The sequence below is a fragment of the Streptomyces sp. NPDC054863 genome, from assembly GCF_053610825.1.
Window position 1 is genome coordinate 1 of record NZ_JBSGZD010000037.1, and the last position, 24,419, is coordinate 24,419.

Here is a 24,419-nt window from a genome sequence, read left to right on the forward strand (position 1 = left end):
CCCTGGACGCCCGCCGCGAGGAGTTCGAGCGGCTCTGTGCCCGGCAGGACCTGGCCAGGGCGGCCGACCGGGTGGCGCCCGCCCTGGCCCTGCGCGGCGCCGCCGACCGCGAACACCGGACGGCGAGCAGGAGCTACGAGGAGGCCCGCGGCCGGCTCCCGGCCACCCTCGCGGACGCCGGAGCCGACCAGCTCGCCGAGCGGGAAGGACGGATACGACAGGAACTGGGCGGCCTCGACGCCGCCCGCCGGGCCGAGCACCGCAGCGCCGACATCACCGCCGAGCGGGCCGCCCTCGACCGCGAGGCCCGCGCCGACGACGAACTCCGCCAGGACGCCGACGAGTGGCTCGCCGCATGGGACACCGTGCGGCGCGGGCACCAGGAGCGCATCGAGGCGGCGCAGGAGGCCGCGACCCGCGCCGGACACCTGGAGTCGCAGTTGGAACCGGCCCGCACCCGGCTCGACGCCGCCCGCCGCCGCGACGCACTCGGTCAGCAGGCGGGCGAGGCCGAGCACCGGTTGCAGGCCGACCGCGACGCCGCGGGGGACGCCCGCGAGAGATGGCTCGACCTGCGCGAGCGCAGGCTGAGCGGAATCGCCGCGGAGCTGGCCGCCGGACTGCGCGACGGCGAAGCCTGCAAGGTCTGCGGTGCCACCGAGCACCCCGCCCCCGCCCAGGCCGGGGCCGGACACGTCGACCGGGCCGCCGAGCAGCAGGCCGAGACGGCATACACCGCGGCCGAAGAGGCCAGGACACGGGCCGAGAGCGCCCTGGCCGGGCTGCGCGAGACCCTGGCCGCCGCACAGGCCGAGGCGGGCGGCGCGAGCGTCGCCGAACTCGCCGCGCAGGCCCATGAACTGCAGCGCGCATACACGGCGGCGCACGAAGGCGCGGGCGACATGCACGCCGCCAGGGAGGCCCTCGACCGGGCCGAGCGGGAGCACACCCGCCGCGTCGACACCCGGGAGAAGGCCGAGCGCCGGGGTGCCGCCCGGACCTCGCACCGCGAAGCCCTCGACCGTGAACTGGCTTCGCTGGAAGAGGAGTTGACGCGTGCGCGCGGCGGGGCGGACAGCGTGCAGGAGCAGTTCGGGCTGCTGCGGCACCGGGCCGAGCTGCTCGCCGGAGCGGCCGAGGCCGTAAGGACCTACGAGGCGACGGCGGAGCGGCTCAAGGAAGCCGACGGCGCTCTCGCGGACGCCGCGTTCAAGGCCGGGTTCGCGACACCGCAGGAAGCGGGCGAAGCGCTCCTCGACGACGTAAGACAGCGCGAGCTCCAGCACCGTATCGACGCCTGGCAGGCCGAACGGGCTGCGGTCGCCGAGCGGTTGCGCGAGAGCGAGGCCGCCGACGCCGCGCAGCGGACGGCCGCCGACCCGCAGGCGGCCCAGGCCGCACTGTCCGCCGCCGAGCGCGCGCAGCGGGACGCCACCTCGTCGTACGACGCGGCCGTCGAACGGTGCGCGGCGCTGGCCCGCCTCGCCCGGCAGGCCGAGGCCGAAGCACACCGGCTCGGCCCGCTGCGCACGGAGTACGAACGGGTGGCCCGCCTCGCCGGACTCACGGCGGGCACCTCCGCCGACAACGAACGCAAGATGCGCCTGGAGTCGTACGTCCTCGCCGCTCGGCTCGAACAGGTCGCCGCCGCCGCGACCGCCCGGCTCCACCGGATGTCCGACGGCCGCTACACCCTCGTCCACTCCGACGAGCGGACGACCGGCACCGGCAGCCGCCGGGCCGGACTCGGCCTGCACGTCGTCGACTCCTGGACCGGCCGCGAGCGCGACACGTCCACCCTGTCCGGCGGCGAGACCTTCTTCGCGTCCCTGGCGCTGGCGCTGGGCCTCGCGGACGTGGTCACCGACGAAGCGGGCGGGGTCCGTCTCGACACCCTCTTCATCGACGAGGGCTTCGGCAGCCTCGACGAGTCGACCCTCGACGAGGTCATCGACGTCCTCGACGCCCTGCGCGAGCGGAACCGCAACGTCGGCATCGTCAGCCACGTCGGTGACCTGCGGCAACGCATCGGCACCCGGCTGGAGGTCGTCAAACAGCGCAACGGATCGGCGGTCCGCCACCACCTCTGACTGACCGGTCCGCCACCATCTCTCTACACGGGTACCTCTGCACGCGGGCGCTGCTGAAGGCGGGGCCCGGCGGCCCGCGTGCTCAGTGGCCGATCGCGCGGCGCGGCAGCGGCGACGAATACACGACGCTGGTCGTCACCGACCCGAGCGCCCCGATCCGCCCTGCCACCTCCTCCAGGTGCTGCATCGACCGCGCGGCGACCTTCAGCACGAAGCAGTCGTCGCCCGTCACGTGGTGCGCCTCCAGGACCTCGGGCGTCGCATCGAGCAGGTCGTGGAACGGCTTGTAGTTGCCGTGCGGATACCGCAGCCGTACGAACGCCAGAATGGGAATGCCGAGCCGCTCCGGCTCGACCACGGCGGAGTACCCCGAGATCACGCCCGCCTCCTCCAGCCTGCGGACCCGCTCGGTCACCGCGCTCGACGACATCGAGACGGTCCGCGCCAGGTCGGCGAACGTGGCCCGCCCTTCACGCTGCAGGGCTTCCAGGATGCGCCAGTCCGTGGCGTCCGGTGAATATCCGGTCATGGGGACAGACAACAGGGGAATCACCGGCAGATCAAGAGAAGTTCAAGGGGAATCCACTTCAGTCGGATGATCATCGGACGTAGATTTCAGGCCATGACGAACACCACGGCACACCCCCAGGTCCCCGCCGCCGAAGCGGTCAACGCCGTCCTGCGGATCCCTCCCGCGTCCCCCGCAGCCGCCGCCGCGTACTTCGGTGCCAGCCTCGCCTTCCACGCGGACGTCTCGGACGTCGCCGCCGCGCTCGCCGCCTCACGGGCCTCCGGCGAGGACCCCGGCTTCGTGGTGATCGACTCCCGCTCCACCGAGTCCTGGGACCAGGGCCACGTCCCCGGCGCCCTCCACCTGCCGACCGCCCTCATCCCCGAGCAGGCCGAACGCCTCCTCGACAGGAACGTCCCGGTCGTCACGTACTGCTGGGGCCCCGGCTGCAACGGCGCCACCCGCGCCGCCCTCGCCCTGGCCCAACTCGGCTACCAGGTCAAGGAGATGCTCGGCGGGATGGAGTACTGGATCAGGGAAGGCTTCGAGTTCGAGACCTGGGAGGCCCGCGAGACGCGCGAGGCGGACCCGCTGACGGCACCGGTCGGCGCGGAGAACTGCGGCTGCTGACAGGGGCGTTCGGGCCGGGTCACCGAAGCGGAGTACGGACTTCGCCGGGGTCGGCCGCACGGGCCAGCGACGCGAAGAGAGGCCCGGCGTCCGCTCCCTCCGGCAGCCCGCTGACCTGCCCGTCGCCCACCTCGACGACCCGCCACACCCCGTCGTCGCGCAGTGCGAGATCGGTCGTCACCCACCGGCAGCCCAGCTCCCGCACGGCGGGGCCCACCGCCGAGAGGTCGGGCTCCGGCAACTGCCCCGGGGCGTCCGGGTGCGCGGTGACCAGTACGGCCGCCCCGTCCACCCACCACACCCGGGCTTCGCCGCCGGGGACGAAGCGCTCGAACGTCCGCACCACGAGCCCGCCCGCGAGAGTGTCCTCCTGGAGCGCGAAGAAGCGGCCCACCACGGCCGACAGGGCTTCCACTTCGCCGATTTCGGGTACGAAGCACGCTTCGTGCCACTCGTGCTTGCGGGACTTGACGAAGTCCTTCACCACGGCGGGCCCCGACCCCAGCGGGGCGACGAGCGAGGCCAGTGCGGCAGCGGTGGGCGGGCTCCCGGGCGGCAGCTCCCGCCAGACGCTGCGCGGGGTGAGCGCGGCGAACGCCTCGTACCAGCCGGGGAGTTCATGCGCCCTGCGGTACGCGTCCGGGCCGGTCAGCAGGGCGCAGCCGCGCTCGCGCATACCGCGCGCCAGATCCTCGTACCGGGACACGGGGATCATCCACCCCCGGTACCAGTAAGGTCCCGAGCCGCGCGGCACCCGTGCCAGCGCCGCCGGGACGTCACCGGCGAGCAGGGCGTCGTGATCGAGGAGCGCCACCGCTGTGCCCGCACCGCGCACGGCCGCCGCGTCCTGGGCGAACGCCGGATCGGGGCGGCGGGCGTGCAGCGGATCCGAGCACAGCAGCCAACTCGCGTTCATGTTCTCCCCGTTGAGGTGGATGAGATGAAAGGGGACGGGCTCCGGCCGTTTCCCCGGGGGCCCGCAGGTCAGAGCTTCGACAGCTCGTCCACCAGGTCGTCGAGGCCCAGCGAGCCCTGCGAGAGCGCCGCCATGTGCCACGCCTTCAGGTCGAAGGAGTCACCGTGCGCCCTGCGCGCGTTCTCCCGGCCCAGCAGCCACGCCCGCTCGCCCAGTTTGTAGCCGATCGCCTGGCCCGGCATGGACACGTAGCGGGTGAGCTCGCTCTCCACGAAGTCCGCCGGACGGCCGCTGTGCATGCCGAAGAACTCCTGCGCCAGCTCCACCGTCCACCGCTCGCCCGGGTGGAAGGGGGAGTCCGCCGGGATCTCCAGACCCAGGTGCATGCCGATGTCGACGATGATCCGCGTCGAACGCATCATCTGCGCGTCCAGGTAGCCGATCCGCCGCTCGGCGTCCGGCAGGAAGCCCAGTTCGTCCATCAGGCGCTCCGCGTACAGCGCCCAGCCCTCCGCGTTGGCGCTGACCATGCCCACAGACGCCTGGTAGCGCGACAGCCGGTCGGCGACGTGCCGCCACTGCGCGAGCTGCAGGTGGTGGCCGGGCACGCCCTCGTGGTACCAGGTCGACAGCAGGTCGTACACCGGGAAACGGGTCTCGCCCATCGTCGGCAGCCAGGTGATGCCGGGACGGGAGAAGTCCTCGGAAGGGCTCGTGTAGTACGGAGCCGCCGCGCCGCCGGGAGGGGCGATGCGGGACTCCACCCTGCGGACCCGCTCGGCGAGGTCGAAATGGGTGCCGTCGAGGGCCGCGATCGCCTCGTCCATGACGGACTGGAGCCAGACGCGGACCTCTTCGACCCCCTCGATGTGGGTGCCGTGCTCGTCGAGCCAGGACAGCGCCTCCCACGGGGTGGCCGCCCCGGGCAGGATCTTCTCGGCCTCCGCCTTCATCTCGCCGAGCAGCCGGTGGTACTCCGCCCAGCCGTACGCGTACGCCTCGTCGAGGTCGAGGTCGGTGCCGTTGTAGGCCCGCGACCACAGCGCGTACCGCTCGCGGCCCACGGCGTCGGGCGCGCCCTGGACGGCAGGGGCGTACACGTCGCGCATCCAGTCGCGCAGCGCGACGACCGCCCCGGTGGCCGCACGGCCCGCCGCGTCCAGCTCCCCGCGCAGCACGTCCGGGCCGTCCGCCGCGAACTCCTCGAACCAGCCCTGCTTCCCGCCCGCCCACTCGGTGAGCTGGGCGATGAACGTCGCGGTCGGCCGGGGGCTCCCCAACAGGCCCTTCTCCAGGCCGAGTTCGAGCGACTTGCGATAGCCGTCGAAGGAGGCGGGGACGGCGCGCAGCCGCTCCGCGACGTCCGCCCAGTCCTCGACCGTCTCCGTCGGGGCGAGCGCGAAGACCTTGCGCACCTGGTGCGCGGGGGAGTGCATGTTGCTGACGGTGCGCAGGTCCTCCTGCGCCGCGTGCACCGCGAGAGCGGCGGTCAGCCGCTCGCGCAGCAGTCGTCCGCAGCGCCGCTCGGCATCGGCGTCCGCGCCCGGCCGGCGCTCCGCCTCGTCCAGTACGGCGAGGGTGTGGCGGGCGAGTTCGGCGACGGCCTGCCGGCCCTCGGGGGAGTAGTCGGGGAGCGTACGGGCGCTCTCCTTCACGCCGAGGGTGGTGCCGAGGATGGGGTCGAGGGCGACGAGTGCGTCGACGTACGCGTCGGCGACCTGGCGGGGCGAGGGGATGCTGATGTCTGACATGCGGTCATCCTCGTACGGAAAGGCCGCCCGCGTCACGGGCGTTCCTGCCCGGACACCTGACGGCCGACCGGTCCGGACACCTGACGGTCGATCCCCGGTGGCACGGCGGCCGGCAGCAGTGGCCCGCAGTCCCACTGCTGGAAGATCAGCCGGGTCTCCACCCGGGCCACCTCCCGCCGCGACGTGAACTCGTCCAGTACGAGCCGCTGGAGGTCGGCGGTGTCCGCCACCGCCACCTGCACCAGGTAGTCGTCGGGGCCGGTGAGGTGGAACAGCGCCCGCGACTCCGGCAGCGCCGTGATCCGCTCCACGAACGGGCCGATCAGCTCCCGCCGGTGCGGCCGTACCTGTACGGACAGCAGAGCCTCAAGGCCGCGTCCGAGCTTCGCCGGGTCGAGCCGCAGCTGGTGGCCGAGGATCACCCCGGAGCGGCGCAGTCTGCCCACCCGGTCCAGACAGGTGGAGGGTGCGACACCGACCTCGGCGGCCAGCTCGCGGTACGTCGTCCGGGCGTCGTTCTGCAGCAGCCGCAGAATGTGCAGGTCGACCGTGTCGAGTGCGACGGATTCAGCCATCTGCCGAACGTAGCACGGCAGTTCACCCGGATGGCCCGCCGAATGTTCAGACTCCCCCTCATGACCACCGAAGCCGTGCCCGCACCCCGGGCCCTCGCCACCCACGCCGTGCACGCAGGCCGCGAAGACCTCGCCGCGCTGGGCGTGCACGCGGTCCCCCTGGACCTGTCGACGACCTACCCCTCCCACGACAGCCGCGCCGAGGCGCTGCGCATCGACGCGTTCGCCACCACCGGCGCCCGCCCGGACGGCCCGCCCGTGTACGCGCGCCTCGACAACCCCACCACCGCCCGCTTCGAGGACGCCCTCGCACAGCTCGAAGGCACCGACAGCGCGGTCGCGTTCGCCAGCGGCATGGCGGCCCTGACCGCTGTTCTTCTCGTACGGTCTTCCATGGGCCTGCGGCACGTGGTCGCGGTGCGCCCGCTCTACGGGTGCAGCGACCACCTGCTGGGCGCCGGGCTGCTCGGCACCGAGGTCACCTGGGTCGACCGGAGCGACCCGGCGGGCATCTCGGCGGCGATACGCCCCGACACCGGGCTCGTCATGGTCGAGACCCCGGCCAACCCCACCCTCGCGGAGGTCGACATCGCCGCCGTCGCGGACGCCTGCGGATCGGTGCCGCTGCTCGTCGACAGCACCTTCGCGACACCGGTCCTCCAACGGCCCGCCGAACACGGCGCGCGGCTGGTGCTGCACAGCGCGACCAAATACCTGGGCGGGCACGGCGACGTACTGGCCGGGGTGGTGGCCTGCGACGAGGAGTTCGCGGGCAGGCTGCGCCAAGTGCGGTTCGCGACCGGCGGCGTGCTCCACCCACTGGCCGGATACCTGCTGCTGCGCGGCCTCTCCACCCTGCCGGTACGCATGCGCGCCGCCTCGGCCAACGCCGCCGAACTGGCCCGCCGCCTGATCGCCGACCCGCGCGTGGCCCGGGTCCACTACCCGAGCCTCGGCGGTGCGATGGTCGCCTTCGAGGTGTACGGAGACCCGCACGCCGTCATCGGCGGCGTGCGGCTCATCACCCCGGCCGTCAGCCTCGGCAGCGTCGACACGCTCCTCCAGCACCCGGCCTCCCTCAGCCACCGCATCGTGGCCGAGGGAGACCGCCGGGCGGCGGGTGTCAGCGACCGGCTGCTGCGGATGTCGGTCGGTCTGGAGGACGTCGAGGACCTGTGGCGCGACCTGTGCGAGGCCCTCGACGCAGCCGGACGGGTCAACTCCTCGGCCGCCTCTGCCGGTTCGGCCGGGCGGGTCAACTCCTGTGCCGACTCCGCCGGTTCGCCCGGCCCGGTCGGTCCCGTCGGCCCCGGCGACCCCGCCGAATCCGTCGGTCCGGTCAGTTCCGGTCGGCCTGCTGTCCGTGCGGGGTCGCCTCGTGCAGCGGAACAGGGGGCCGTACCGGAGCCTGCTGCGCGTTGAGCCGGGCCGTGACGACGAGCGTGCCCTCCTCGATCTGGTAGTCGAGAGGCAGCTCAAGGCCGCGCATCGCGGCGACCATCCCGGTGTTGGACGCCTGGGTCACCGCGTACACGCTGCCGCAGTCGGCCTCCACCGCCAACGCAACCAGCCGCGACAGCAGCTCGGAGCCGATGCCGCGCCGCTGCCAGGCGTCCTCCACGAGCAGTGCGACCTCGGTCTCGTCGCCGTCCCACAGCAGGTGGCCGAGGGCGACGAGCCGGCCGGACGCGGTCTGTACGGCGAGGGTGCGGCCGTAGCGCGGGCTCAGCAGATGGTTGAGGTAGCGGTCGGCGTCGCCGACCGGCCCGTGGTAGCGGAGGTTGAGGGTCCGCTCGGAGCAGCGCTCGTGCATGGCGAGCGCCGCCTCGATGTCGTCGGGCCCGGCCCGGCGCACGGTGATCGCGTTGCCCTCGGGGAGCGTGAGCACGTCCTGGCTGCGCGGCAACCGGGGCCCGAGCCGGGCGTCCAGCTCCACCAGCGCCCGCGCCCGCGCGAACTCGGTCGGTGTGAACGGCAGGTACGGCCGCTCCACGGTGATCGCCCCGCCCGACGGATCCCGCAGCCGCATCACGGTCCCTTCCAGCACGCCTTCCACCGGCGCGCTCTGCCCGGTCGGCCGCCCGGTCAGGGTGGTGGCGGGCAGCGAGTGAATCGTGCACCGGCCGAGCAACTGCCGGAGCGCGAGCGGCAGTTCGGCGGCGTCGAGTGCGGTCCGGGTGGCCAGGCCGAGCACCCGGGTCGGGGCGTCCACCAGGTCGTGCGCGTCGGCCCGCTCCAGCCAGGTGTCCCGGGCGCCGATCGCCGCGACCTCGCGGGAGAGGTCCCTCGCCTGGAGGTCGGCGGGGCTGCGGAGCAGGAGTTCGTCCACCGTGCCGTCGCCCAGCGGGTGTGTCTGGAGGGTCAGGATGTCGACGCGCAGCCGGGCGAGCACGGTGCACAGTGCGGCCAGCGAACCGGGCTCGTCCTGCACGGTGGTCCGCATCCGCCACAGCGAGGTCTCCCGGGCCTCGCCGGGGCCGGAGTCCTGGGCGGCCACGGTGTCGACGGCCGCCCCCGGATCGGTCGGCGGCGGAGGCGGAGCGTGACTGTGCTTCCGCGCCCACCAGGTGTGGAACCCGGCGGTGGCGGCGAGCGCCACCGCCGAGGCGATGAGCAGTACGGGCCCCTCGGGACCGTGCACGATCATGTTCGCGATCGAGTCGGCGACCGCCACCGCCGTGAAGAGTGCGGCGAGCTCGACGAGGTCGCGGCGCCAGTGGTGGCGGTGCCGGGTCTTGGAGGCCGTGGGGGTGGTTGCCGTGCGGCAGTTCGTGTCCGTCATGCCAGCACTCTTGCTCAGCGGTGTTGCGTGATCACGAACGGTTTGTGACTGATGGGTTAAGTGTGCTTCGGGTCGATTCGCTGCGATTTTCGGCGACAGGTGACCGGACCCGACTGCTCCCGTGGCGGGATACGTTCGCCCGGTCAGGTCGGGGTGTCAAGCTCCTGGCCTCCGGCGATTGCTCGCAGTGCGTCCAGGTGCTGCCGGTACGAGGCACGCCCTTCGGCGGTGAGGGTCAGCCAGGTCCGGGGCCTGCGCTCGATGCGCCCCTTCTGCACGGTGACCCAGCCCACCTCCTCCAGTGCGGCCACCTGCTTGGACAGTACGGAGTCGGACACCTCCACCAGATCCCGTACGAAGCTGAACTCGGCCTTGTCCAGGGGGGAGAGCGCCGCCACCACCGACAGTCGCACCGGTGAGGTGAGCAAGGGGGCGAGTGCGTGCCGGGGGTGCGACCCGGGCTGCTTGCCGGTCATGCCGGCCTCCGTATCTCGAACCAGGCCCCGACGGCGAAGGGCAGGATGCAGGCCAGGGTGGCCACCGTCGCGAACAGTGCGCTGCCGTGAAGGACGGTGGTCCCGAGAGCGGCCGTGAGTCCGAAGGCCACTCCCCAGCCGCCGATCACCGCGCCGTGCCGTATCCCGAAGCCCCGGCGGACGGTGCGCTGGCGTGCCGCGTACACGCTCATGGTGATCACCACCACAGTGTTGACCCCGACGGCGACGAAGGTGCTCGCCGGGCCCTGCCGGAGGACCAGTACGGGCGCGATCGCGAACTGGGCCAGCCCGAACACCAGCAGGAAGCGCAGATACCAGTTGCTGCCCCGCCAGGCCGCGCTCTCCACCCTGTCGGCCTGCCTCAACGCCTCAGCGGCACAGGTGTGTTCAGACATTTCTCCCCCTCGGAGCGGTTCGTGCAGCTGCGTGCACTGCTCTTGCTTTCCAGATTGGCATTTACTTTCCAACATGGCAAGTACTCGTAGGGGTGAGTGCGCCGTATCGGGCCGTCAGCGGCTGGTGTCCAGAATGACCCGCGCCACCGCCGCCGGATCGTCGTTCATCGGCACGTGACCGCAGCCCGGCAGCCGGACCAGCCGTGCCCCCGGAATGACGTCCTTGGCCCGGACGCCCTGCCGCCGCAGCAGCAGCCGGTCCCGGGTGCCCCACGCCACCGTCACCGGGATGTCCGGCACGTCGTCCCGGAACTGCACGGAGAGCCCGGCGGTCAGCGTCGGCCCGAATCCGGTGGCCTCGCGCAGTGCGAGGGTCTCCGCGACGACGGCCTCGGGCGTACGCCGTCCCGGCTTCGCGTAGATGGTGCTGGTCAGCAGGGACCGCCCGGCCCCGCTCCTCGACAGCCGCTCGATCAGCGGCAGCGGCATGGCGCTCGCCGCCGCCCGCATCCCGCGCAGCGTCCCGAACGCGTACCGCCGCTCGGCCTGCGTCCAGAACCCGGCGGGGGACAGCGCCGTCACCGACCGTACGAGCTTCTCGCGGCCCAGTTCCAGGGCGAGCAGCCCGCCGAGCGAGTTCCCCGCCACGTGCGGACGGTCGATGCCGAGCTCCTCGCACAGCGCGGCCAGCACGGGCACCACCGCACCCAGGTCGTACGTCATGCCCTCGGGCAGGGCGGGCGAGGCCCCGAACCCCGGCAGGTCGACGGCGATCACGTCGCGCTCCGCCGACAGCGCGGACAGTACGGGCTCCCAGGCCTGCCAGTGGTGCCCGATGCCGTGCAGCAGAAGCAGTGGCTCGCCCCGCCCCACCCGCTCGTACGTGACGGAGGCGGTGCGCGGGCCCCCGGGGGACTCGACGGTGAACTCGATGCCGGCGGTCATGGTGTGCAGCTCCCTCAATACCTGGGTCGCGCAATCCCTGGGGCGCGAAGTCCCCGGGCTACGGCCTTAGACGGTCTGTCAGCAACAACTACCCGTAACAACTACTCTCCGGTAGGAAGGAGTTCAAGAGTGCGGCCGAGGGTGGACAGCGCCGAGCCCGTGAGCTGGGATGGACCGGTGACTGCCGATACCGTGACCGACCCGAGTGACCTGTCCGCCCTCTTCGAAGAGCACCGCCCCGTCCTGACCGGAGTCGCCTACCGCATGCTCGGCCGCGTGGCCGACGCGGAGGACGTCGTGCAGGACGCCTGGCTGCGCTGGTCGGCCGAGGGCCGCGAGGACGTCCGCGCCCCGCGTGCGTATCTCGTACGGATCACCACCCGACTCGCCATCGACCGGCTGCGGCACGTGCAGTCGCGCCGCGAGGCGTACGTCGGGCCGTGGCTGCCCGAGCCCTTCGAGACGGACTTCGGAGTGAGCGTCCCCGACACCGCGGAACAGGCCGTCCTCGCCGAGTCGGTGTCCCTCGCCGTCCTGGTCGTCCTCGAATCGCTCTCGCCGCTGGAGCGCGCCGTGTTCGTCCTGCGCGAGGCGTTCGGCTTCCCGTACGGGGAGATCGCCACCGCCCTCGACAAGTCGGACGCTGCGGTGCGCCAGCTCGCCGGCCGGGCGCGCAAGCACGTCGACGAGCGCAAGCCGCGCTACGACGTGGACCCGGTGCAGCAGCGCGACCTCACCGAACGCTTCCTCGCCGCGGCCACCGGCGGCGACCTCGGCGAACTGCTGTCGCTGCTGGCCCCCGAGGCCAGGCTGGTCGGCGACAGCGGCGGCAAGTCGAAGGCGCCGCTGCGGATCGTGGAGAGCGGGGACAAGGTCGCACGGTTCCTGCTGGCGGTGGCCGTGAAGCCGGTTCCGGGCATGGAGGTCCGGTTCACCGAGCTCAACGGCGGGCCCGCGGTGCTGGTCCTGTCCGAGGGCAGGCCGGACACCGTCTTCCAGCTGGACGTCGCCGACGGCCTCATTCAGTGCGTATACATCGTCCGTAACCCCGACAAACTCACCACGCTCGTACCGGAGTAGAGCGCCCCGAGCCCCGCTGTCCGCAGCTGCCCCGCATCCGTCCCCCGGGTGCGGGGCATTTTGCCGTTCCGTGATGAATTGGTCTTGACCAAGTAGAGGTGCCGTCCTATGGTCGCAGGGTTAGTGCAAGGACCTTTAATAAACAAAGGCGCGGAACGCGGAATCTCGCGACGGACGCGGCGATTGCGGAGGATCAGGGTGGGGACCACGCAGCTCGAAACGGTGCCGGAGCCGAAGTACTGGCACCTCAAGACCGTGCTCAGCGAGGCGCTCGACACCGACTTCTCGGTCGGCGAGATCCTCCCCAACGAGCGTGATCTGGCGGCCCGCTTCGGCGTCGCCCGCGCCACGCTCCGCCAGGCGCTCGAACAGCTGGAGCTGGAGGGCCGCCTGCACCGCCGCCGCGGAGTGGGCACCACGGTCGCCCCTCCCCGGATGGGCGTCGACGTCTCCACCTCGCAGCACACCTGGCCCGGCACGGCCGACGACGTCTGGCAGAGCGCGGACTGCACGACCGCGACCCTCGCCGCCGCCCCGGCCGCGGTGAGCCGGATGTTCGCCGCTGCCACCGACGACGAACTGCACACCGTGCGCCGCACCCGCATGACGCACGGCCAGCCGGTCGCCGCCGAGCTGCTGTACGTCCCGGCGTCCTCGGTGCCCGAACTCCCGGCCACGGACGCCACGTCGGGCCCGGTCCGCGCCCGTAGCGTGCTGCGCGAACTCCAGCGCCTGGGCCTGGACGGCCAGGACCGCGCCGTCGAACTGGGCTCCGCCCGCGCCGACGACGCCAAGGAGCTCGACCGGCTGCCGGGCGCGCCCGTTCTGGTCGTCACCACCCGCTACTTCGCCGGGGGCCGCACCGCCGCCGTCTCCGTCGCGACGTACCGGGCGGACACCTGCCGGTTGACCTTCGGCGACTCGGGCGACCTGGAGATCAGCCACCACGGCCAGGCCGCCCACGCGTCCTGACCTCGGCTTCTAGCGGCGGGCCGTCACCGTGGTCTCCACCGCGAACAGCTGCTCCTCCACGTGGTCCAGTGCGAGGCGCAGCGCGCCCGTCGCCACCGACGCCTCGCCGAGCAGTGACAGCGCCACCCGCGGCGGACGCAGGCAGTACCGCTCCAGCTCGCCGCGCAGCGGATCCAGCACGCCGTCGATGCCCGCCGCCCATCCGCCGACCACGACCAGCTCCGGGTCGAGCGCCAGGACCAGCGCCGCCACGTCGTGCACGAGCCGCTGAATGAACCGTTCCACCGCCGCCTGCGCCTGTACGTCACCGCGCTTGGCCTCGGCGAACACCGCTGCCACCGCATGCTCGTCCAGCGGGTGCAGCGGTTCGTCGGTGGTGGAGAGGAGCTTCTCGGGCCGGGCCTCGCGCCCCAGCAGATGCAGCGCGCCGATCTCGCCCGCCGCACCGCCGTACCCCCGGTGCAGCCGCCCGCCGATCAGCGAACCCGCGCCGGGACTGAGCCCCGCGAGCACGAACACGAGGTCGTCGGTGTCCTGCCCGACGCCCTTCCAGTGCTCGGCCACCGCAGCGGTGTTGGCGTCGTTCTCCACCAGTACCGGGCACCGGAACGACCGGCGCAGCCGCTCGCCCAGCCGCAGTCCCGTCCAGCCGGGCAGCGCCGTTCCGAGCCGCACCGTCCCGTCGGCCTCGACGATGCCGGGGCTGCCGACGCCGACCGCCCACAGCGAGCTGCGCGGCACCGAGGCCCGGCGCAGCACGTCGGCGACCACCTGACGCACCCGCTCCAGACGGTCGTCCGCACCGGCCGACTCGTCGACCTCCCGGGACCCGGCGCCGACGATCCGCCCGTCAAGCCCCGACAGCAGTGCGGAGACGCGGTGCGGGCCGATCTCGATACCCAGCAGGTGTCCCGCCTCGGCCCGGAACCGGAACCGCCGCGCGGGCCGCCCCTGGCGCTTCGTACCGCCCTCTTCGGCCGCCGTCTCGACGACCAGACCGGTCTCGATGAGCCCCTCGACGACGCCCTCGACGGTGGGCCTGGACAGGCCGGTGACCCGGGTCAGGTCGGTGAGGGTGGGGGAGTCCGCGGAGTCCGCACCGCGCAGGGCGTGCAGCACCACCGCGGAGTTGATCCGCCGCAACAGAGAGGGGTCCCCGCCGGTCAGCCGCCCCAACGTGTCCTCCCAGCTCGTACGCATGTCTGCCGGATCGTACTAGCAGGCGACCTGCCAGGGCGAGTCGGGCCGTACCAAGCGGAACCGGATCGTTGCAGGCCGCTACCTTCCGGCGGCGTCGTCGGCCGCCACGCGCAGCCGCCCGTACTCCTCCGCCATCGCCTGCACGCTCCAGTGCGCGTTGAGCCCGCTGGGGTTGGGCAGCGCCCAGACCCGGGCGCCGCCGATCGTCCGCTCCTGCGGACCGATCCGCGCCTTCCGCTCGCCGAAGGCAGTGCGGTACGCGGTCACGCCGACCACCGCCAGCCACTGCGGACGCAGCCGTGCCACCTTCTCGGTGAGCAGCCGTCCGCCCTCCCGGAACTCCTCCGCGTCCAGCTCGTCGGCGCGTGCGGTGGCCCGCGCCACCACGTTGGTGATGCCGAGCCCGTACGACAGCAACTCGTCCTGCTCGTACGGCTTGAGCTGCCGCGGGGTGAAGCCCGACCTGTGCAGCACCGGCCAGAAGCGGTTGCCGGGGCGGGCGAAGTGGTGGCCGGTCGCGCCCGACATCAGGCTCGGATTGATGCCGCAGAACAGCACACGCAGACCGCCCGCGATCACGTCGGGGATGACGTGGTCACGGGCGGCCTGAAGTTCCTCGGGAGTCAGCACGCGGTGACGGTCCTCAGAGGATCGAGCCGGGGGTGTACGCCGCCGCCTCGGGGTGCTGCTTGGTGATCTCTTCGATACGGGCGACCAGCGCGGCCACCTGCTGACCCGCGGCGCCCGTGAAGGACAGCTTGTCCGCCATCAGCGCGTCGAGCTGCGCGCGGTCCAGCGGCATCCGGTCGTCGGCGGCGAGCTTGTCGAGCAGCTCGTTGCGCTCGGCGCCCAGCTCGCGCATGGCCAGCGCGGAGGCCACCGCGTGCTCCTTGATGACCTCGTGCGCGGCCTCCCGGCCGACCCCCGCCCGTACGGCCGCCATCAGCACCTTCGTCGTGGCGAGGAACGGCAGGTACCGGTCCAGCTCACGGGCGACGACCGCCGGGAACGCGCCGAACTCGTCCAGCACGGTCAGGAAGGTCTCCAGCAGGCCGTCGAACGCGAAGAACGCGTCCGGCAGCGCCACCCGGCGGACCACGGAGCAGGACACGTCGCCCTCGTTCCACTGGTCGCCCGCCAGCTCGCCGGTCATCGACGCGTATCCGCGCAGGATGACCATCAGGCCGTTCACGCGCTCGCAGGAGCGGGTGTTCATCTTGTGCGGCATCGCGGACGAGCCGACCTGGCCGGGCTTGAAGCCCTCGGTGACCAGCTCGTGGCCCGCCATCAGACGGATCGTCTTCGCGACCGAGGACGGCGCGCCGGCCAGCTGCACCAGCGCGGTCACCACCTCGTAGTCGAGGGAGCGCGGGTAGACCTGGCCGACCGAGGTGAAGGCGTGCGCGAAGCCGAGGTGGCCCGCGATGCGCTGTTCGAGGTCCGCCAGCTTCTCGGCGTCGCCGCCGAGCAGGTCGAGCATGTCCTGGGCGGTGCCGACCGGGCCCTTGATGCCGCGCAGCGGGTAGCGGCCGAGCAGCTCCTCAAGCCGGCCGTACGCGACGAGCAGCTCGTCGGCGGCGGTCGCGAAGCGCTTGCCGAGGGTGGTGGCCTGCGCGGCCACGTTGTGCGAGCGGCCCGCCATGACCAGCTCGGCGTACTCGCCCGACAGCTTGCCCAGCCGCGCCAGGACGGAGACCGTACGGTCGCGCATCAGCTCCAGGGAGAGCCGGATCTGGAGCTGCTCGACGTTCTCGGTGAGGTCGCGGGACGTCATGCCCTTGTGGACCTGCTCGTGCCCGGCGAGGGCGTTGAACTCCTCGATCCGCGCCTTCACGTCGTGGCGCGTGACCTTCTCGCGCTCGGCGATGGAGGCCAGGTCGACCTGGTCGAGCACGCGCTCGTAGTCGGCGAGCGCCGCGTCCGGAACCTCGATGCCGAGGTCCTTCTGCGCACGCAGCACGGCCAGCCACAGCTGGCGCTCCAGCTTGACCTTCTGCTCGGGGGACCACAGGACGGCAAGCTCCGCGGAGGCGTAGCGGCCGGCCAGGACATTGGGGATGCGGGGCTTGGCAGTCACACGACCAGATTCTACTGGGCATTCATGCAGGCCAGAGACGCAGGGCGGTTCGTGCGTTGCTACGAGAGCGGCGCGTCGTACGGGAGGAGCTCGGGCCTCTTCGCCGGTCGGCCGTCGCCCGAGGAGCGTCCCGTGATCCTGCGCCCGATCCACGGCACCAGGTGTTCGCGCGCGAACCGCAGGTCACTGGTCCTGCGCGCGCCCCAGCCCGGCGGCATCGCGGCCGGCAGCGGGGACAGCCAGTCGTCCTCGGCGGCCAGGCCGAGCGCCTGCCAGACCGCCTCGGCCACCCGGCGGTGCCCCTCGGCGGTCAGGTGCAGCCGGTCCACGTCCCACATCCGCTGGTCGCCGAGGACGGCCGCCCCGTACAGGTCGACGACCACCGCGTCGTGCTTCGCCGCCAGTTCCTCGACGACCTCGAAGAGCTCCTCCACGCGCGGCCGGAACCGCTCGAAGACCGGACCGTGCCGGCCGGGGCTGCGCATCAGCACCAACTGCTTGCAGGACGGCGCCAGTCGCTCGACCGCCTCGGTCAGTTTGGCGCGCACGCGGCCCATGTCGACCTTGGGGCGCAGGGTGTCGTTGAGGCCGCCCACCAGCGTCACCACGTCCGCCTTCATCGCAGCGGCGAGGGGTGCCTGCTCGTCGGCGATCTGGCCGATGAGCTTGCCGCGCACGGCGAGGTTGGCGTACCGGAATCCGGGCGTACGGGCGGCGAGGCGGGCCGCGAGCAGATCGGCCCAGCCGCGGTACGAGCCGTCGGGCAGGGCGTCGGACATTCCCTCGGTGAAGGAGTCGCCGACCGCGACAAAGCTGGTGTAGGTGGCATTCATCTCCATGGCGGAGCGATCCTACTCGGTCGGGTCCGGACGTGGACGGTCGGGAAACGACAACTGCCGGGCCCCCTCGCACGAGAGGGGCCCGGCAGTGTGCACGACGGCCGTCAGACCTGCTGCGGCGGTCCGACCAGTTCCCGCAGCACGTCCTCCATGGTGACGAGCCCCGCGGGGCGGCCGTCCGCGTCGGTCACGGCGGCCAGGTGCGTACGGCTGCGGCGCATCGCCGTCAGCACGTCGTCCAGCGGCGTTTCCGCCCGCACCCGGGCGATCGGCCGCATCGCGGAGACCGGGAACGGCAGATCGCGCGGCGTCGCGTCCAGGGCGTCCTTCACATGGAGGTAGCCCAGGATCCGCCGCGTCGAGTCGAGGACAGGGAAGCGTGAGAACCCGGACTCGGCGGCCAGCCGTTCCAGCTCCTCCGGAGTGGTCCCGACCTGCGCGTACACCACGCGCTCGACCGGCATCACGACGTCCCGCACGGGGCGGCGGCCCAGCTCCAGGGCGTCCCGCAGCCGCTCGGCGGCCCGGTCGTCCAGGAGCCCGGCGTCGCCGGCGTCCTTCACCAGACGTGCCAGCTCGTCGTCCGAGAACGTCGCCGACACCTCGTCCTTGACCTCCACCTTCAGCAGTTTCAGCAGCATGTTGGCGAAGGAGTTGATCGTGAAGATCACCGGGCGCAGCGCGCGGGCCAGCGCCACCAGCGGCGGACCGAGCAGCAGCGCGGTCTTCGTCGGCTCGGCCAGCGCGATGTTCTTCGGCACCATCTCGCCCAGCAGCATGTGCAGGTACGTGGCCAGGGCCAGCGCGATGACGAACGAGATCGGGTGCGTCAGGGCGTCCGGCACGCCCACCGCGTGGAACAGGGGCTCCAGCAGGTGCGCGATGGCGGGCTCGGCGACGATGCCGAGCACCAGGGTGCACAGCGTGATGCCCAGCTGGGCGGCGGCCAGCAGCGCCGAGACGTGCTCCAGGCCCCAGATGACGCTGCGCGCCCTGCGGTTCCCGGCCTCGGCCTCCGGCTCGATCTGCGAGCGGCGCACCGAGATCAGCGCGAATTCCGCGCCGACGAAGAAGGCGTTGACGACCAGCGTGAGCAGGCCGATGAGGAGCTGTATCGCGATCATCGTCCGGCCCCCGCCTCTTCGGCGGAGACGTGTCCGGACGTCAGCGGTGCGTGCATCAGCACCCTTGCCGCCCGTCGTCCGCTCGCGTCCACCACGTCCAGCTTCCAGCCCGACAGTTCCACGCAGTCGCCCACCTCGGGGATCCGTCCCAGTTCGTTGGCGATGAGTCCGGCCAGGGTCTCGTACGGGCCGTCCGGCACCCGCAGTCCGATCCGCTCCAGCTGGTCGGTGCGGGCGGCCCCGTCCGCCGACCACAGGTCGCGGCCGTCGGTGTCCTCGCCCACGCGGGCGAGGTCGGGGGTCTCGTGCGGGTCGTGCTCGTCGCGGACCTCGCCGACGACCTCCTCGACGATGTCCTCCAGGGTGACCACACCGGCCGTGCCGCCGTACTCGTCGATGACGACGGCCATCGTCCGCTTGCCGGACAGCCGGTCCAGGAGCTTGTCCACGGTCAGCGTCTCGGGGACCAGCAGCGGCTCGCGGACCAGCTCGGTCACCGGGTGCCGGGGCCTGCGCCCGGCGGGCACCGCCAGCACGTCCTTGATGTGGACCAGGCCGACGACCGAGTCCAGGCTGCCCCGGTACACGGGGAAGCGGGACAGGCCGGTGGCCCGGGTGGCGTTCGCGACGTCCTCGGCGGTGGCCTGCACGTCCAGTGCGGTGACCTGCACGCGCGGCGTCATCACGTTCTCCGCGGTGAGCTTGGCGAGGTTGAGGGTACGGACGAACAGCTCGGCCGTGTCGGCCTCCAGCGCGCCCTCCTTGGCGGAGTGCCGGGCCAGCGCGACCAGCTCTTGCGGGCTGCGCGCGGACGCCAGCTCCTCGGCCGGTTCCATGCCGAAGCGGCGCAGGATGCGGTTGGCCGTGTTGTTGAGGTGGCTGATCAGCGGCTTGAACGCGGCCGTGAACATCCGCTGCGGCGTGGCCACCACCTTCGCGACGGCCAGCGGCGAGGAGATCGCCCAGTTCTTGGGGACCAGCTCGCCGACGACCATCAGGACGACGGTCGACAGCGCCGTACCGATGACGAGGGCCACCGACGAGGCCACGGTGGGGGGCAGGCCGACCGCTTCTGCTGGGCCCCGGAGCAGCTTGGAGACCGAAGGCTCGGCGAGCATGCCGACGAGGAGGTTGGTGACGGTGATGCCGAGCTGGGCGCCCGACAGCTGGAAGGTGAGGCTGCGGACGGCCTTCAGGGCGCTGTCCGCGCCGCGCTCACCCCGCTCGACGGCCCGTTCGAGGTCTCCGCGCTCGATGGTCGTGAGCGAGAACTCGGCTGCGACGAAGGCACCGCAGATCAGCGAGAGCAGCACGGCCACGAGGAGCAGAAGCACTTCAATCATCGGTTCACCTCCGTCCCATGGTCGATCAGGGTCAGGAGGAATGCGCGATGTCGGCTACTGGGAGGCTCGCCCATGGGCGGACGCTCACACCTTTCAAGTCGGGATGTCGGAAAATCCTGGAAGTCCCAGAATGAAGCACCCATGGTAAAGGACAGGCAAAGGCGTCCGGTACGGGCCGGTCCCGGTCACTGCCCGAGTGGCTTGATCCACCGGCTCCACCGCGGCTGGGGCGCGTACCCCGCGGACCGCCAGGCGGGGTGGGCGAGGGAGTTCTCGTCCAGCACCATGGCGTCCCCGCGCCGCCCGCCGAGAGTGACGAAACGGTCCTCGGCGGCGGCGAGCAGCGCGCCGGAGACCCCCTGCCGCCGGTGGTCCGGGTGTACCGCCAATCGGTAGAGCGAGCAGCGCCAGCCGTCGAAACCGGCGATGACGGTGCCGACCAGCGCCCCGTCCCGCTCCGCCAGGATCAGCGCGTGCGGGTCGCGGGCGACCAGGCTCTCGACGCCGTCCCGGTCGTCGCTGATGCTGGTGCCCTCGGCGGCCGTCTTCCAGAAGGCGAGCACGGTGTCGAGATCGGCCGGGGTCGCGGCGCGGAGCCGGATGTCTTCAGATGCGCTCATGGATCCATCCGACCACCGGGCCGCGACCGGCGTCGACCGGGTTTCCCCTCGTGCGTATCAGGTGCCGCGCAGCTCCTCGATGACCGGGGCGAAGGCCTCCGTATAGGGTTCGAGGATGCTGAAGTAGGAGAAGCCGTAGCGTTCCCGGGTGGCCCGGAACTGGTCCGCGATCTGTTCGACCGTGCCGACCGCGTGGACGGGCAGCCCCAGTACCTCCTCCTCCGTCAGGTACGGCACGAATGACATGTAGTCCTGCAACGCGGCCCTGCGGTCGTCGGTGATCACGACCATCTGGATCAGCAGGTTCAGCTCCGCCTCCGTCGTCCGCCCGGCCGCGAACTTCCGGTAGAGGGTGACCCGTTCGTCCAGCCCTTCGGCGCTGAGCACCCGCAGCTCTCCCGGGTTGACCTGGAGCCCGCCCGCGAACGCCACCACATCCGCACGCTCGGCCGCCAGCTTCAGCACCCGGTCGCCGCCGCCGGCGATCAGCAGCGGCGGGCGGGGCCGCTGCACCGGCTTCGGCAGATGTGCCTCGTCCCGCAGGAACCGGTCCAACTCCTCGACGGTACGGGCCAGATGATCGACCCGGCCGCCGGGCGACCGGTATGCGACACCGGCCGTCTCGTGTTCCTCCTTGACGTACCCCGCGCCGATGCCCAGCTCCAGCCGCCCGCCGATCAGGGCGTCCACGGTCGCGACCTCGCGGGCCAGCAGCGCCGGGTTCCAGAAGGCCGCGTTGAGGACGAACGTGCCGATGCGGGGACGTTCGGTGGCGGCGGCCGCGGCGACCATCGCCGGGAACGGGGCAGGCATCCCGAGGTGGTCGGGTACCTGGATCACGTCGTATCCCAGCTCCTCGGCGCGACGGCACTTGCGGGCCCACTCCTCGCCGTCGGCGGGCGTCATCATGTTCACCGAGAAGCGGAACGGCCTGACCATGTGCAACTCCCTCTGCTCAGCTGGCTGTTCGTACGGACGGCCATTCTTGCGCAACCGTCCGTCAGCCCTTGCGGAGGCGGGCGATGCCGTCGAAACGCTTCATCCGCTCCAGCACGCTCTCGGCCGTCGGCCCGGACATGGTGTCCACGATCCGGCCGTCCGCCAGGAAGACCACCAGGTCGGAGTGGCCCGCTGCGCCGGGGTCGTGAGTGACCATCACCACCGTCTGCTCCAGCGCGTCGACGGCCTCGCGCAGGAACGAGAGCAACTCGGCGCCCGCCCGCGAGTCGAGGTTCCCGGTCGGCTCGTCCGCGAAGATCAGTTCCGGCCGGGAGGCCAACGCCCTTGCGCAGGCCACCCGTTGCTGCTGTCCGCCGGAGAGCTGGGAGGGGCGGTGCGTGAGCCGGTCGCGCAGCCCCAGCGTGTTGATCACCCGGTCCAGCCACTCCTGGTCGGGGCGGCGCCCCGCGATGTCCATCGGCAGCGTGATGTTCTCGGCCGCGGACAGGGTGGGCAGCAGGTTGAACGACTGGAACATGAAACCGATCCGGTCCCGCCGCAGCTGTGTCAGCTCCCGCTCGCGCAGCCCCGTGATCTCGGTCGTGCCCAGCCACACCTGTCCCGCCGAGACCGTGTCGAGCCCGGCCAGACAGTGCATCAGCGTCGACTTCCCGGAGCCGGAAGGGCCCATCACCGCGGTGAACCGCCCGCGCCCGATGTCGATGTCGACCGCGTCCAGGGCGAGGACGGCGGTCTCGCCGCTCCCGTACGCCTTGGTCAGGCTGCGGGCACGGGCGGCGGCGGCAGGTGTGGCGGCGGATTCGGCAGCAGGCGTGGACACGACGGCCTCCCCGGGTTGCGGTCGCCCCAACTCCCTTGGAAACAAAGAGAGTAGAGGTGTCTGCCGGGCGCGCACATCCCCCGGAGGTCGGGTGCGCAGAGTACCTGTAAGGGGCATCCGAAATGTCCGGTTGACCTCGCCTGGCTCCTCCGTGGCGTACGGCTACCTCGCCGCCTGCGGATTGAAGGCGAGTCGTCGGCCGAGCAGGCGCGGGACCTGGCGCGACCCGTGAAGGACGGCAGGGCGGACGGAGTGAGGCGGTGGCCGGACCGGGGCGGGGCCGGAGGGTCGCTCAGGTGCTCAGGCGGTGCCGGGCCGCCGCGCCGTCCCCAGTACGCACGCCGACGACGGCAGCCGGATCCCCTTCTCCGGTACGTTCAGCCGCCGGTGGGGGCCGAGCTCGAACCCGGCGGCCGTGAGTGCGGCGAGGGGGTCCCGCGAGGTGTGGCAGTTGCCGAACAGGAGCGGCCACACGGTACGGTCCAGCGCCCGCTGGGTCCTGGCCATCCACCGCCCCTCGTCCCGCCCGTGCTCGAAGAACCGCAGCTCACCGCCTGGCCGCAGGACCCGCCTGGCCTCCGAGAGGGCCCGCTCCACGTTCCGTACGCTGCACAGCACCAGGGAGAACACCACCGCGTCGTACGCCTCGCTCTTCACCGGCAGCGCCTCCGCCGCACCCGGCACCACGTCCACCGGGACCTCCGCCCTGATCGCCGCGCGCAGCGCCAACTCCCGCAGGGAACGCTCGGGTTCGATGGCCACGACCTCGGAGACGGCGGCCGGGTAGTGGGCGAAGTTCAGCCCGTTGCCCGCGCCGACCTCAAGGACCCGGCCGGACAGACCGGTCAGCAGCTCGGCCCGGTACGCGGCGATCCCCCCACTCCGGTCCGCCGAGACGCTGACCCGCGCATACACCCGGGCGAACAGCGGATGGTGCACGGCGTCGTGCGGGATCCTGCCGCGCTGCGACCGGGAACGGGCCATCTCGAATCTCCTCCGTGGTACGGGCGGATACCGCGAGTGTGCCCGCTGCGGAGAGGAGTCGGCCAGTCACGCGCCGGAAACGAAGCAGAACTCGTTGCCCTCGGGATCGAGCAGCACCTGGAACGACCCGGGTTCCTGCGTCACGATCCCCCCGCTGAGGGTCGCCCCGAGCGTCACCGCCTCCGCGCTGAAGGCCGGGATGTCCTCGGCGACCAGATCGATGTGCAGCCGGTTCTTGGCGGCCTTGCCCTCCGGCACCCGCTGGAACGCCAGCCGGGTGAAGTCCGGCACGTCGACGTACGACCAGTCCGGGCTCCGGTCCACCGGTTCGCCGCCCACCAGGCCGGCCCAGAACCGCACCAGGGCCGCCGGATCGGCACAGTCGAAAACGATCTCGTCAATTCGTGCGCGCATGGCGCTCACCCTACGGACGGTGCGGCGGACGCGGCGACCCGGGACTCGAACGCGGTCGCGTCCCAGTGCCCGCCCAGTTCCGGGGCGAGCCACCGGCCCGCCCGCGCCCGGAACCGTACGGGATCCAGTGCGCCGGAACCCTCGGGCACGGCCCCCAGCAGCGGAGCTCCCGCCATCTCGGCCAGCTCGCCGACATTGCACCGCTCGGCCAGTCCCGGCGCGTCGGGCCAGCAGCCGATGACCACGCCCAGCGTCTCCAGCTCCCTCGCCCGCAGGGCCTCCGAGGTCAGCTGCACGCAATTCAGCGTGCCGAGGGCGGGAGCGGCGACGACGAGCACGGGAGCACCGAGCAGGCGGGCCGCGTCGGCGAGGGTGCCGCCGTTCCCGTCCAGCCGGACGAGGAGCCCGCCCGCCCCCTCGATCAGCACGAGGTCGTACTCGGTCGCCAGCTTGCGTGCGGCATCGGCCACGTCCTGAGGCGTCACCGGGGCCATGCCTGCCCGGCGGGCGGCGGTCGCAGGGGCGAGCGGTTCCGGGAACCGGGCGAGTTCGACGACACCGACGCCGTCACCGGCGAGCTTGGCCGCCACCTGGGCGTCCCCGTCCTCGGCGGGGCCGACGCCGGTCTGCGCGGGCTTCAGGACGACGACGCGCTGCCCCTTGGCGCGGGCGAGGGAGGCGAGGGCGGCCGTGACGACGGTCTTGCCGATGTCGGTGTTCGTGCCGGTGACGACGATGGTGCTCATGCGTGTGCTGCTCCTTGTTGCGTGCGGGTTCGTTGTGGCTGGTCGCGCAGTTCCCCGCGCCCCTGAAAGCAGGCATCTTCAGCCCGTCCGGCGTTTGAGGACGCGCGGCGCAGCCGTGCACCGGGCGGAGCCCGGGACGCCCGCACCC

The 24,419-nt window shown here is 72.3% G+C and carries 24 protein-coding genes and 1 pseudogene; 5 read left to right on the forward strand and 20 right to left on the reverse strand.

Annotated elements, in window-relative coordinates; all coding sequences use genetic code 11:
- Positions 1-2,090, forward strand: a 2,090-nt coding sequence (locus ACWGIG_RS10245; protein WP_453321096.1) for an SbcC/MukB-like Walker B domain-containing protein, incomplete at its 5' end; no start/stop codon positions are given.
- A gap of 82 nt (positions 2,091-2,172) precedes the next feature.
- Here ACWGIG_RS10245 and ACWGIG_RS10250 read toward each other — a convergent pair.
- Positions 2,173-2,619, reverse strand: coding sequence for an Lrp/AsnC family transcriptional regulator (locus ACWGIG_RS10250; protein ID WP_453321097.1), 447 nt, complete (start codon positions 2,617-2,619; stop codon positions 2,173-2,175).
- Between the two features lie 93 nt (positions 2,620-2,712).
- Here ACWGIG_RS10250 and ACWGIG_RS10255 point away from each other — a divergent pair, with 93 nt between their 5' ends.
- Positions 2,713-3,231 carry a rhodanese-like domain-containing protein gene (locus ACWGIG_RS10255; RefSeq protein ID WP_453321098.1) on the forward strand — a complete coding sequence of 173 codons (519 nt, stop codon included), beginning with the start codon at positions 2,713-2,715 and terminating at the stop codon, positions 3,229-3,231.
- 19 nt (positions 3,232-3,250) lie between these two features.
- On the opposite strand, the gene ACWGIG_RS10260 is transcribed toward ACWGIG_RS10255, so the two are convergent.
- From ACWGIG_RS10260 to ACWGIG_RS10270, 3 genes are all read right to left on the reverse strand, one after another.
- Entirely contained in the window at positions 3,251-4,147 is an 897-nt protein-coding gene (locus ACWGIG_RS10260) for an ATP-grasp domain-containing protein (RefSeq protein ID WP_453321099.1), read from the reverse strand.
- A gap of 68 nt (positions 4,148-4,215) precedes the next feature.
- On the reverse strand, positions 4,216-5,898 hold the full coding sequence (locus ACWGIG_RS10265) for a DUF885 domain-containing protein (RefSeq protein ID WP_453321100.1): 1,683 nt from the start codon (positions 5,896-5,898) through the stop codon (positions 4,216-4,218).
- A 32-nt stretch (positions 5,899-5,930) separates the two neighbouring features.
- Positions 5,931-6,473 (reverse strand): Lrp/AsnC family transcriptional regulator, encoded by a 543-nt coding sequence (locus ACWGIG_RS10270; protein WP_453321101.1) that lies wholly within the window; start codon positions 6,471-6,473, stop codon positions 5,931-5,933.
- A gap of 60 nt (positions 6,474-6,533) precedes the next feature.
- Between ACWGIG_RS10270 and ACWGIG_RS10275 the strand changes: the two are divergent.
- A pseudogene (locus ACWGIG_RS10275) lies at positions 6,534-7,683 on the forward strand (trans-sulfuration enzyme family protein); the annotation flags it as partial.
- 129 nt (positions 7,684-7,812) lie between these two features.
- Here the strand turns inward: ACWGIG_RS10275 and ACWGIG_RS10280 are convergent.
- The 4 genes from ACWGIG_RS10280 to ACWGIG_RS10295 form a co-directional block, all read right to left on the reverse strand.
- Positions 7,813-9,255, reverse strand: a complete 1,443-nt coding sequence (locus tag ACWGIG_RS10280; RefSeq protein WP_453321102.1) for a GNAT family N-acetyltransferase — start codon at positions 9,253-9,255, stop codon at positions 7,813-7,815.
- Positions 9,256-9,398: 143 nt separating this feature from the next.
- Positions 9,399-9,731, reverse strand: coding sequence for a winged helix-turn-helix domain-containing protein (locus ACWGIG_RS10285; RefSeq protein ID WP_453321103.1), 333 nt, complete (start codon positions 9,729-9,731; stop codon positions 9,399-9,401).
- The gene (locus ACWGIG_RS10290; protein ID WP_453321104.1) at positions 9,728-10,147 is read right to left on the reverse strand and encodes a hypothetical protein; all 420 of its coding nucleotides are present in this window, start codon (positions 10,145-10,147) and stop codon (positions 9,728-9,730) included. Before ACWGIG_RS10290 ends, ACWGIG_RS10285 begins: the two co-directional genes overlap by 4 nt.
- A gap of 114 nt (positions 10,148-10,261) precedes the next feature.
- Positions 10,262-11,092: an alpha/beta fold hydrolase gene (locus tag ACWGIG_RS10295; RefSeq protein WP_453321105.1), complete on the reverse strand. Its 831-nt coding sequence runs from the start codon at positions 11,090-11,092 to the stop codon at positions 10,262-10,264.
- 177 nt (positions 11,093-11,269) lie between these two features.
- On the opposite strand from ACWGIG_RS10295, the gene ACWGIG_RS10300 reads away from it, so the two are divergent.
- Together ACWGIG_RS10300 and ACWGIG_RS10305 are read left to right on the forward strand one after the other, a co-directional pair.
- Positions 11,270-12,172: an RNA polymerase sigma-70 factor gene (locus tag ACWGIG_RS10300; protein ID WP_453321106.1), complete on the forward strand. Its 903-nt coding sequence runs from the start codon at positions 11,270-11,272 to the stop codon at positions 12,170-12,172.
- 198 nt (positions 12,173-12,370) lie between these two features.
- Positions 12,371-13,144, forward strand: a complete 774-nt coding sequence (locus ACWGIG_RS10305) for a GntR family transcriptional regulator (RefSeq protein ID WP_453321107.1) — start codon at positions 12,371-12,373, stop codon at positions 13,142-13,144.
- 9 nt (positions 13,145-13,153) lie between these two features.
- Here ACWGIG_RS10305 and ACWGIG_RS10310 read toward each other — a convergent pair whose 3' ends face one another.
- The 12 genes from ACWGIG_RS10310 to bioD all read right to left on the reverse strand — a co-directional run bounded on the left by ACWGIG_RS10310 (position 13,154) and on the right by bioD (position 24,271).
- Positions 13,154-14,320, reverse strand: coding sequence for an ROK family protein (locus tag ACWGIG_RS10310; RefSeq protein WP_453321133.1), 1,167 nt, complete (start codon positions 14,318-14,320; stop codon positions 13,154-13,156).
- Between the two features lie 102 nt (positions 14,321-14,422).
- Positions 14,423-14,971, reverse strand: a complete 549-nt coding sequence (gene mug / locus ACWGIG_RS10315; RefSeq protein WP_453321134.1) for a G/U mismatch-specific DNA glycosylase — start codon at positions 14,969-14,971, stop codon at positions 14,423-14,425.
- A 16-nt stretch (positions 14,972-14,987) separates the two neighbouring features.
- The gene (purB, locus tag ACWGIG_RS10320) at positions 14,988-16,421 is read right to left on the reverse strand and encodes an adenylosuccinate lyase (protein WP_453321108.1); all 1,434 of its coding nucleotides are present in this window, start codon (positions 16,419-16,421) and stop codon (positions 14,988-14,990) included.
- Positions 16,422-16,480: 59 nt separating this feature from the next.
- Positions 16,481-17,260, reverse strand: coding sequence for an SGNH/GDSL hydrolase family protein (locus ACWGIG_RS10325; RefSeq protein ID WP_453321109.1), 780 nt, complete (start codon positions 17,258-17,260; stop codon positions 16,481-16,483).
- A gap of 104 nt (positions 17,261-17,364) precedes the next feature.
- Entirely contained in the window at positions 17,365-18,384 is a 1,020-nt protein-coding gene (locus ACWGIG_RS10330) for a hemolysin family protein (RefSeq protein WP_453321110.1), read from the reverse strand.
- Positions 18,381-19,727 carry a hemolysin family protein gene (locus ACWGIG_RS10335; RefSeq protein ID WP_453321111.1) on the reverse strand — a complete coding sequence of 449 codons (1,347 nt, stop codon included), beginning with the start codon at positions 19,725-19,727 and terminating at the stop codon, positions 18,381-18,383. The genes ACWGIG_RS10330 and ACWGIG_RS10335 overlap by 4 nt, the downstream gene beginning before the upstream one ends.
- A 185-nt stretch (positions 19,728-19,912) precedes the next feature.
- Entirely contained in the window at positions 19,913-20,347 is a 435-nt protein-coding gene (locus tag ACWGIG_RS10340) for a GNAT family N-acetyltransferase (protein WP_453321112.1), read from the reverse strand.
- Positions 20,348-20,404: 57 nt separating this feature from the next.
- A complete protein-coding gene (locus ACWGIG_RS10345; RefSeq protein ID WP_453321113.1) occupies positions 20,405-21,286 on the reverse strand; it encodes an LLM class F420-dependent oxidoreductase in 882 nt (293 codons plus the stop codon).
- 61 nt (positions 21,287-21,347) lie between these two features.
- Positions 21,348-22,127: an ABC transporter ATP-binding protein gene (locus ACWGIG_RS10350; RefSeq protein ID WP_453321114.1), complete on the reverse strand. Its 780-nt coding sequence runs from the start codon at positions 22,125-22,127 to the stop codon at positions 21,348-21,350.
- 300 nt (positions 22,128-22,427) lie between these two features.
- Positions 22,428-23,111, reverse strand: coding sequence for a class I SAM-dependent methyltransferase (locus tag ACWGIG_RS10355; protein ID WP_453321115.1), 684 nt, complete (start codon positions 23,109-23,111; stop codon positions 22,428-22,430).
- A 66-nt stretch (positions 23,112-23,177) separates the two neighbouring features.
- Entirely contained in the window at positions 23,178-23,525 is a 348-nt protein-coding gene (locus ACWGIG_RS10360) for a VOC family protein (RefSeq protein ID WP_453321116.1), read from the reverse strand.
- 5 nt (positions 23,526-23,530) lie between these two features.
- A complete protein-coding gene (bioD, locus tag ACWGIG_RS10365) occupies positions 23,531-24,271 on the reverse strand; it encodes a dethiobiotin synthase (RefSeq protein ID WP_453321117.1) in 741 nt (246 codons plus the stop codon).
- Positions 24,272-24,419: the final 148 nt, after the last annotated feature.

Bases quoted from the DNA above. Each gene is read 5' to 3' on its own strand.
- ACWGIG_RS10280 (WP_453321102.1), bottom strand. From the start codon at position 9,255: ATGACGGACACGAACTGCCGCACGGCAACCACCCCCACGGCCTCCAAG.
- ACWGIG_RS10330 (WP_453321110.1), bottom strand. From the start codon at position 18,384: ATGATCGCGATACAGCTCCTCATCGGCCTGCTCACGCTGGTCGTCAAC.
- ACWGIG_RS10265 (WP_453321100.1), bottom strand. From the start codon at position 5,898: ATGTCAGACATCAGCATCCCCTCGCCCCGCCAGGTCGCCGACGCGTAC.
- ACWGIG_RS10335 (WP_453321111.1), bottom strand. From the start codon at position 19,727: ATGATTGAAGTGCTTCTGCTCCTCGTGGCCGTGCTGCTCTCGCTGATC.
- ACWGIG_RS10325 (WP_453321109.1), bottom strand. From the start codon at position 17,260: ATGGAGATGAATGCCACCTACACCAGCTTTGTCGCGGTCGGCGACTCC.
- bioD (WP_453321117.1), bottom strand. From the start codon at position 24,271: ATGAGCACCATCGTCGTCACCGGCACGAACACCGACATCGGCAAGACC.
- ACWGIG_RS10290 (WP_453321104.1), bottom strand. From the start codon at position 10,147: ATGTCTGAACACACCTGTGCCGCTGAGGCGTTGAGGCAGGCCGACAGG.
- ACWGIG_RS10295 (WP_453321105.1), bottom strand. From the start codon at position 11,092: ATGACCGCCGGCATCGAGTTCACCGTCGAGTCCCCCGGGGGCCCGCGC.
- ACWGIG_RS10355 (WP_453321115.1), bottom strand. From the start codon at position 23,111: ATGGCCCGTTCCCGGTCGCAGCGCGGCAGGATCCCGCACGACGCCGTG.
- ACWGIG_RS10260 (WP_453321099.1), bottom strand. From the start codon at position 4,147: ATGAACGCGAGTTGGCTGCTGTGCTCGGATCCGCTGCACGCCCGCCGC.
- ACWGIG_RS10270 (WP_453321101.1), bottom strand. From the start codon at position 6,473: ATGGCTGAATCCGTCGCACTCGACACGGTCGACCTGCACATTCTGCGG.
- ACWGIG_RS10285 (WP_453321103.1), bottom strand. From the start codon at position 9,731: ATGACCGGCAAGCAGCCCGGGTCGCACCCCCGGCACGCACTCGCCCCC.
- ACWGIG_RS10345 (WP_453321113.1), bottom strand. From the start codon at position 21,286: ATGGTCAGGCCGTTCCGCTTCTCGGTGAACATGATGACGCCCGCCGAC.
- ACWGIG_RS10255 (WP_453321098.1), top strand. From the start codon at position 2,713: ATGACGAACACCACGGCACACCCCCAGGTCCCCGCCGCCGAAGCGGTC.
- ACWGIG_RS10250 (WP_453321097.1), bottom strand. From the start codon at position 2,619: ATGACCGGATATTCACCGGACGCCACGGACTGGCGCATCCTGGAAGCC.
- ACWGIG_RS10360 (WP_453321116.1), bottom strand. From the start codon at position 23,525: ATGCGCGCACGAATTGACGAGATCGTTTTCGACTGTGCCGATCCGGCG.
- ACWGIG_RS10340 (WP_453321112.1), bottom strand. From the start codon at position 20,347: ATGAGCGCATCTGAAGACATCCGGCTCCGCGCCGCGACCCCGGCCGAT.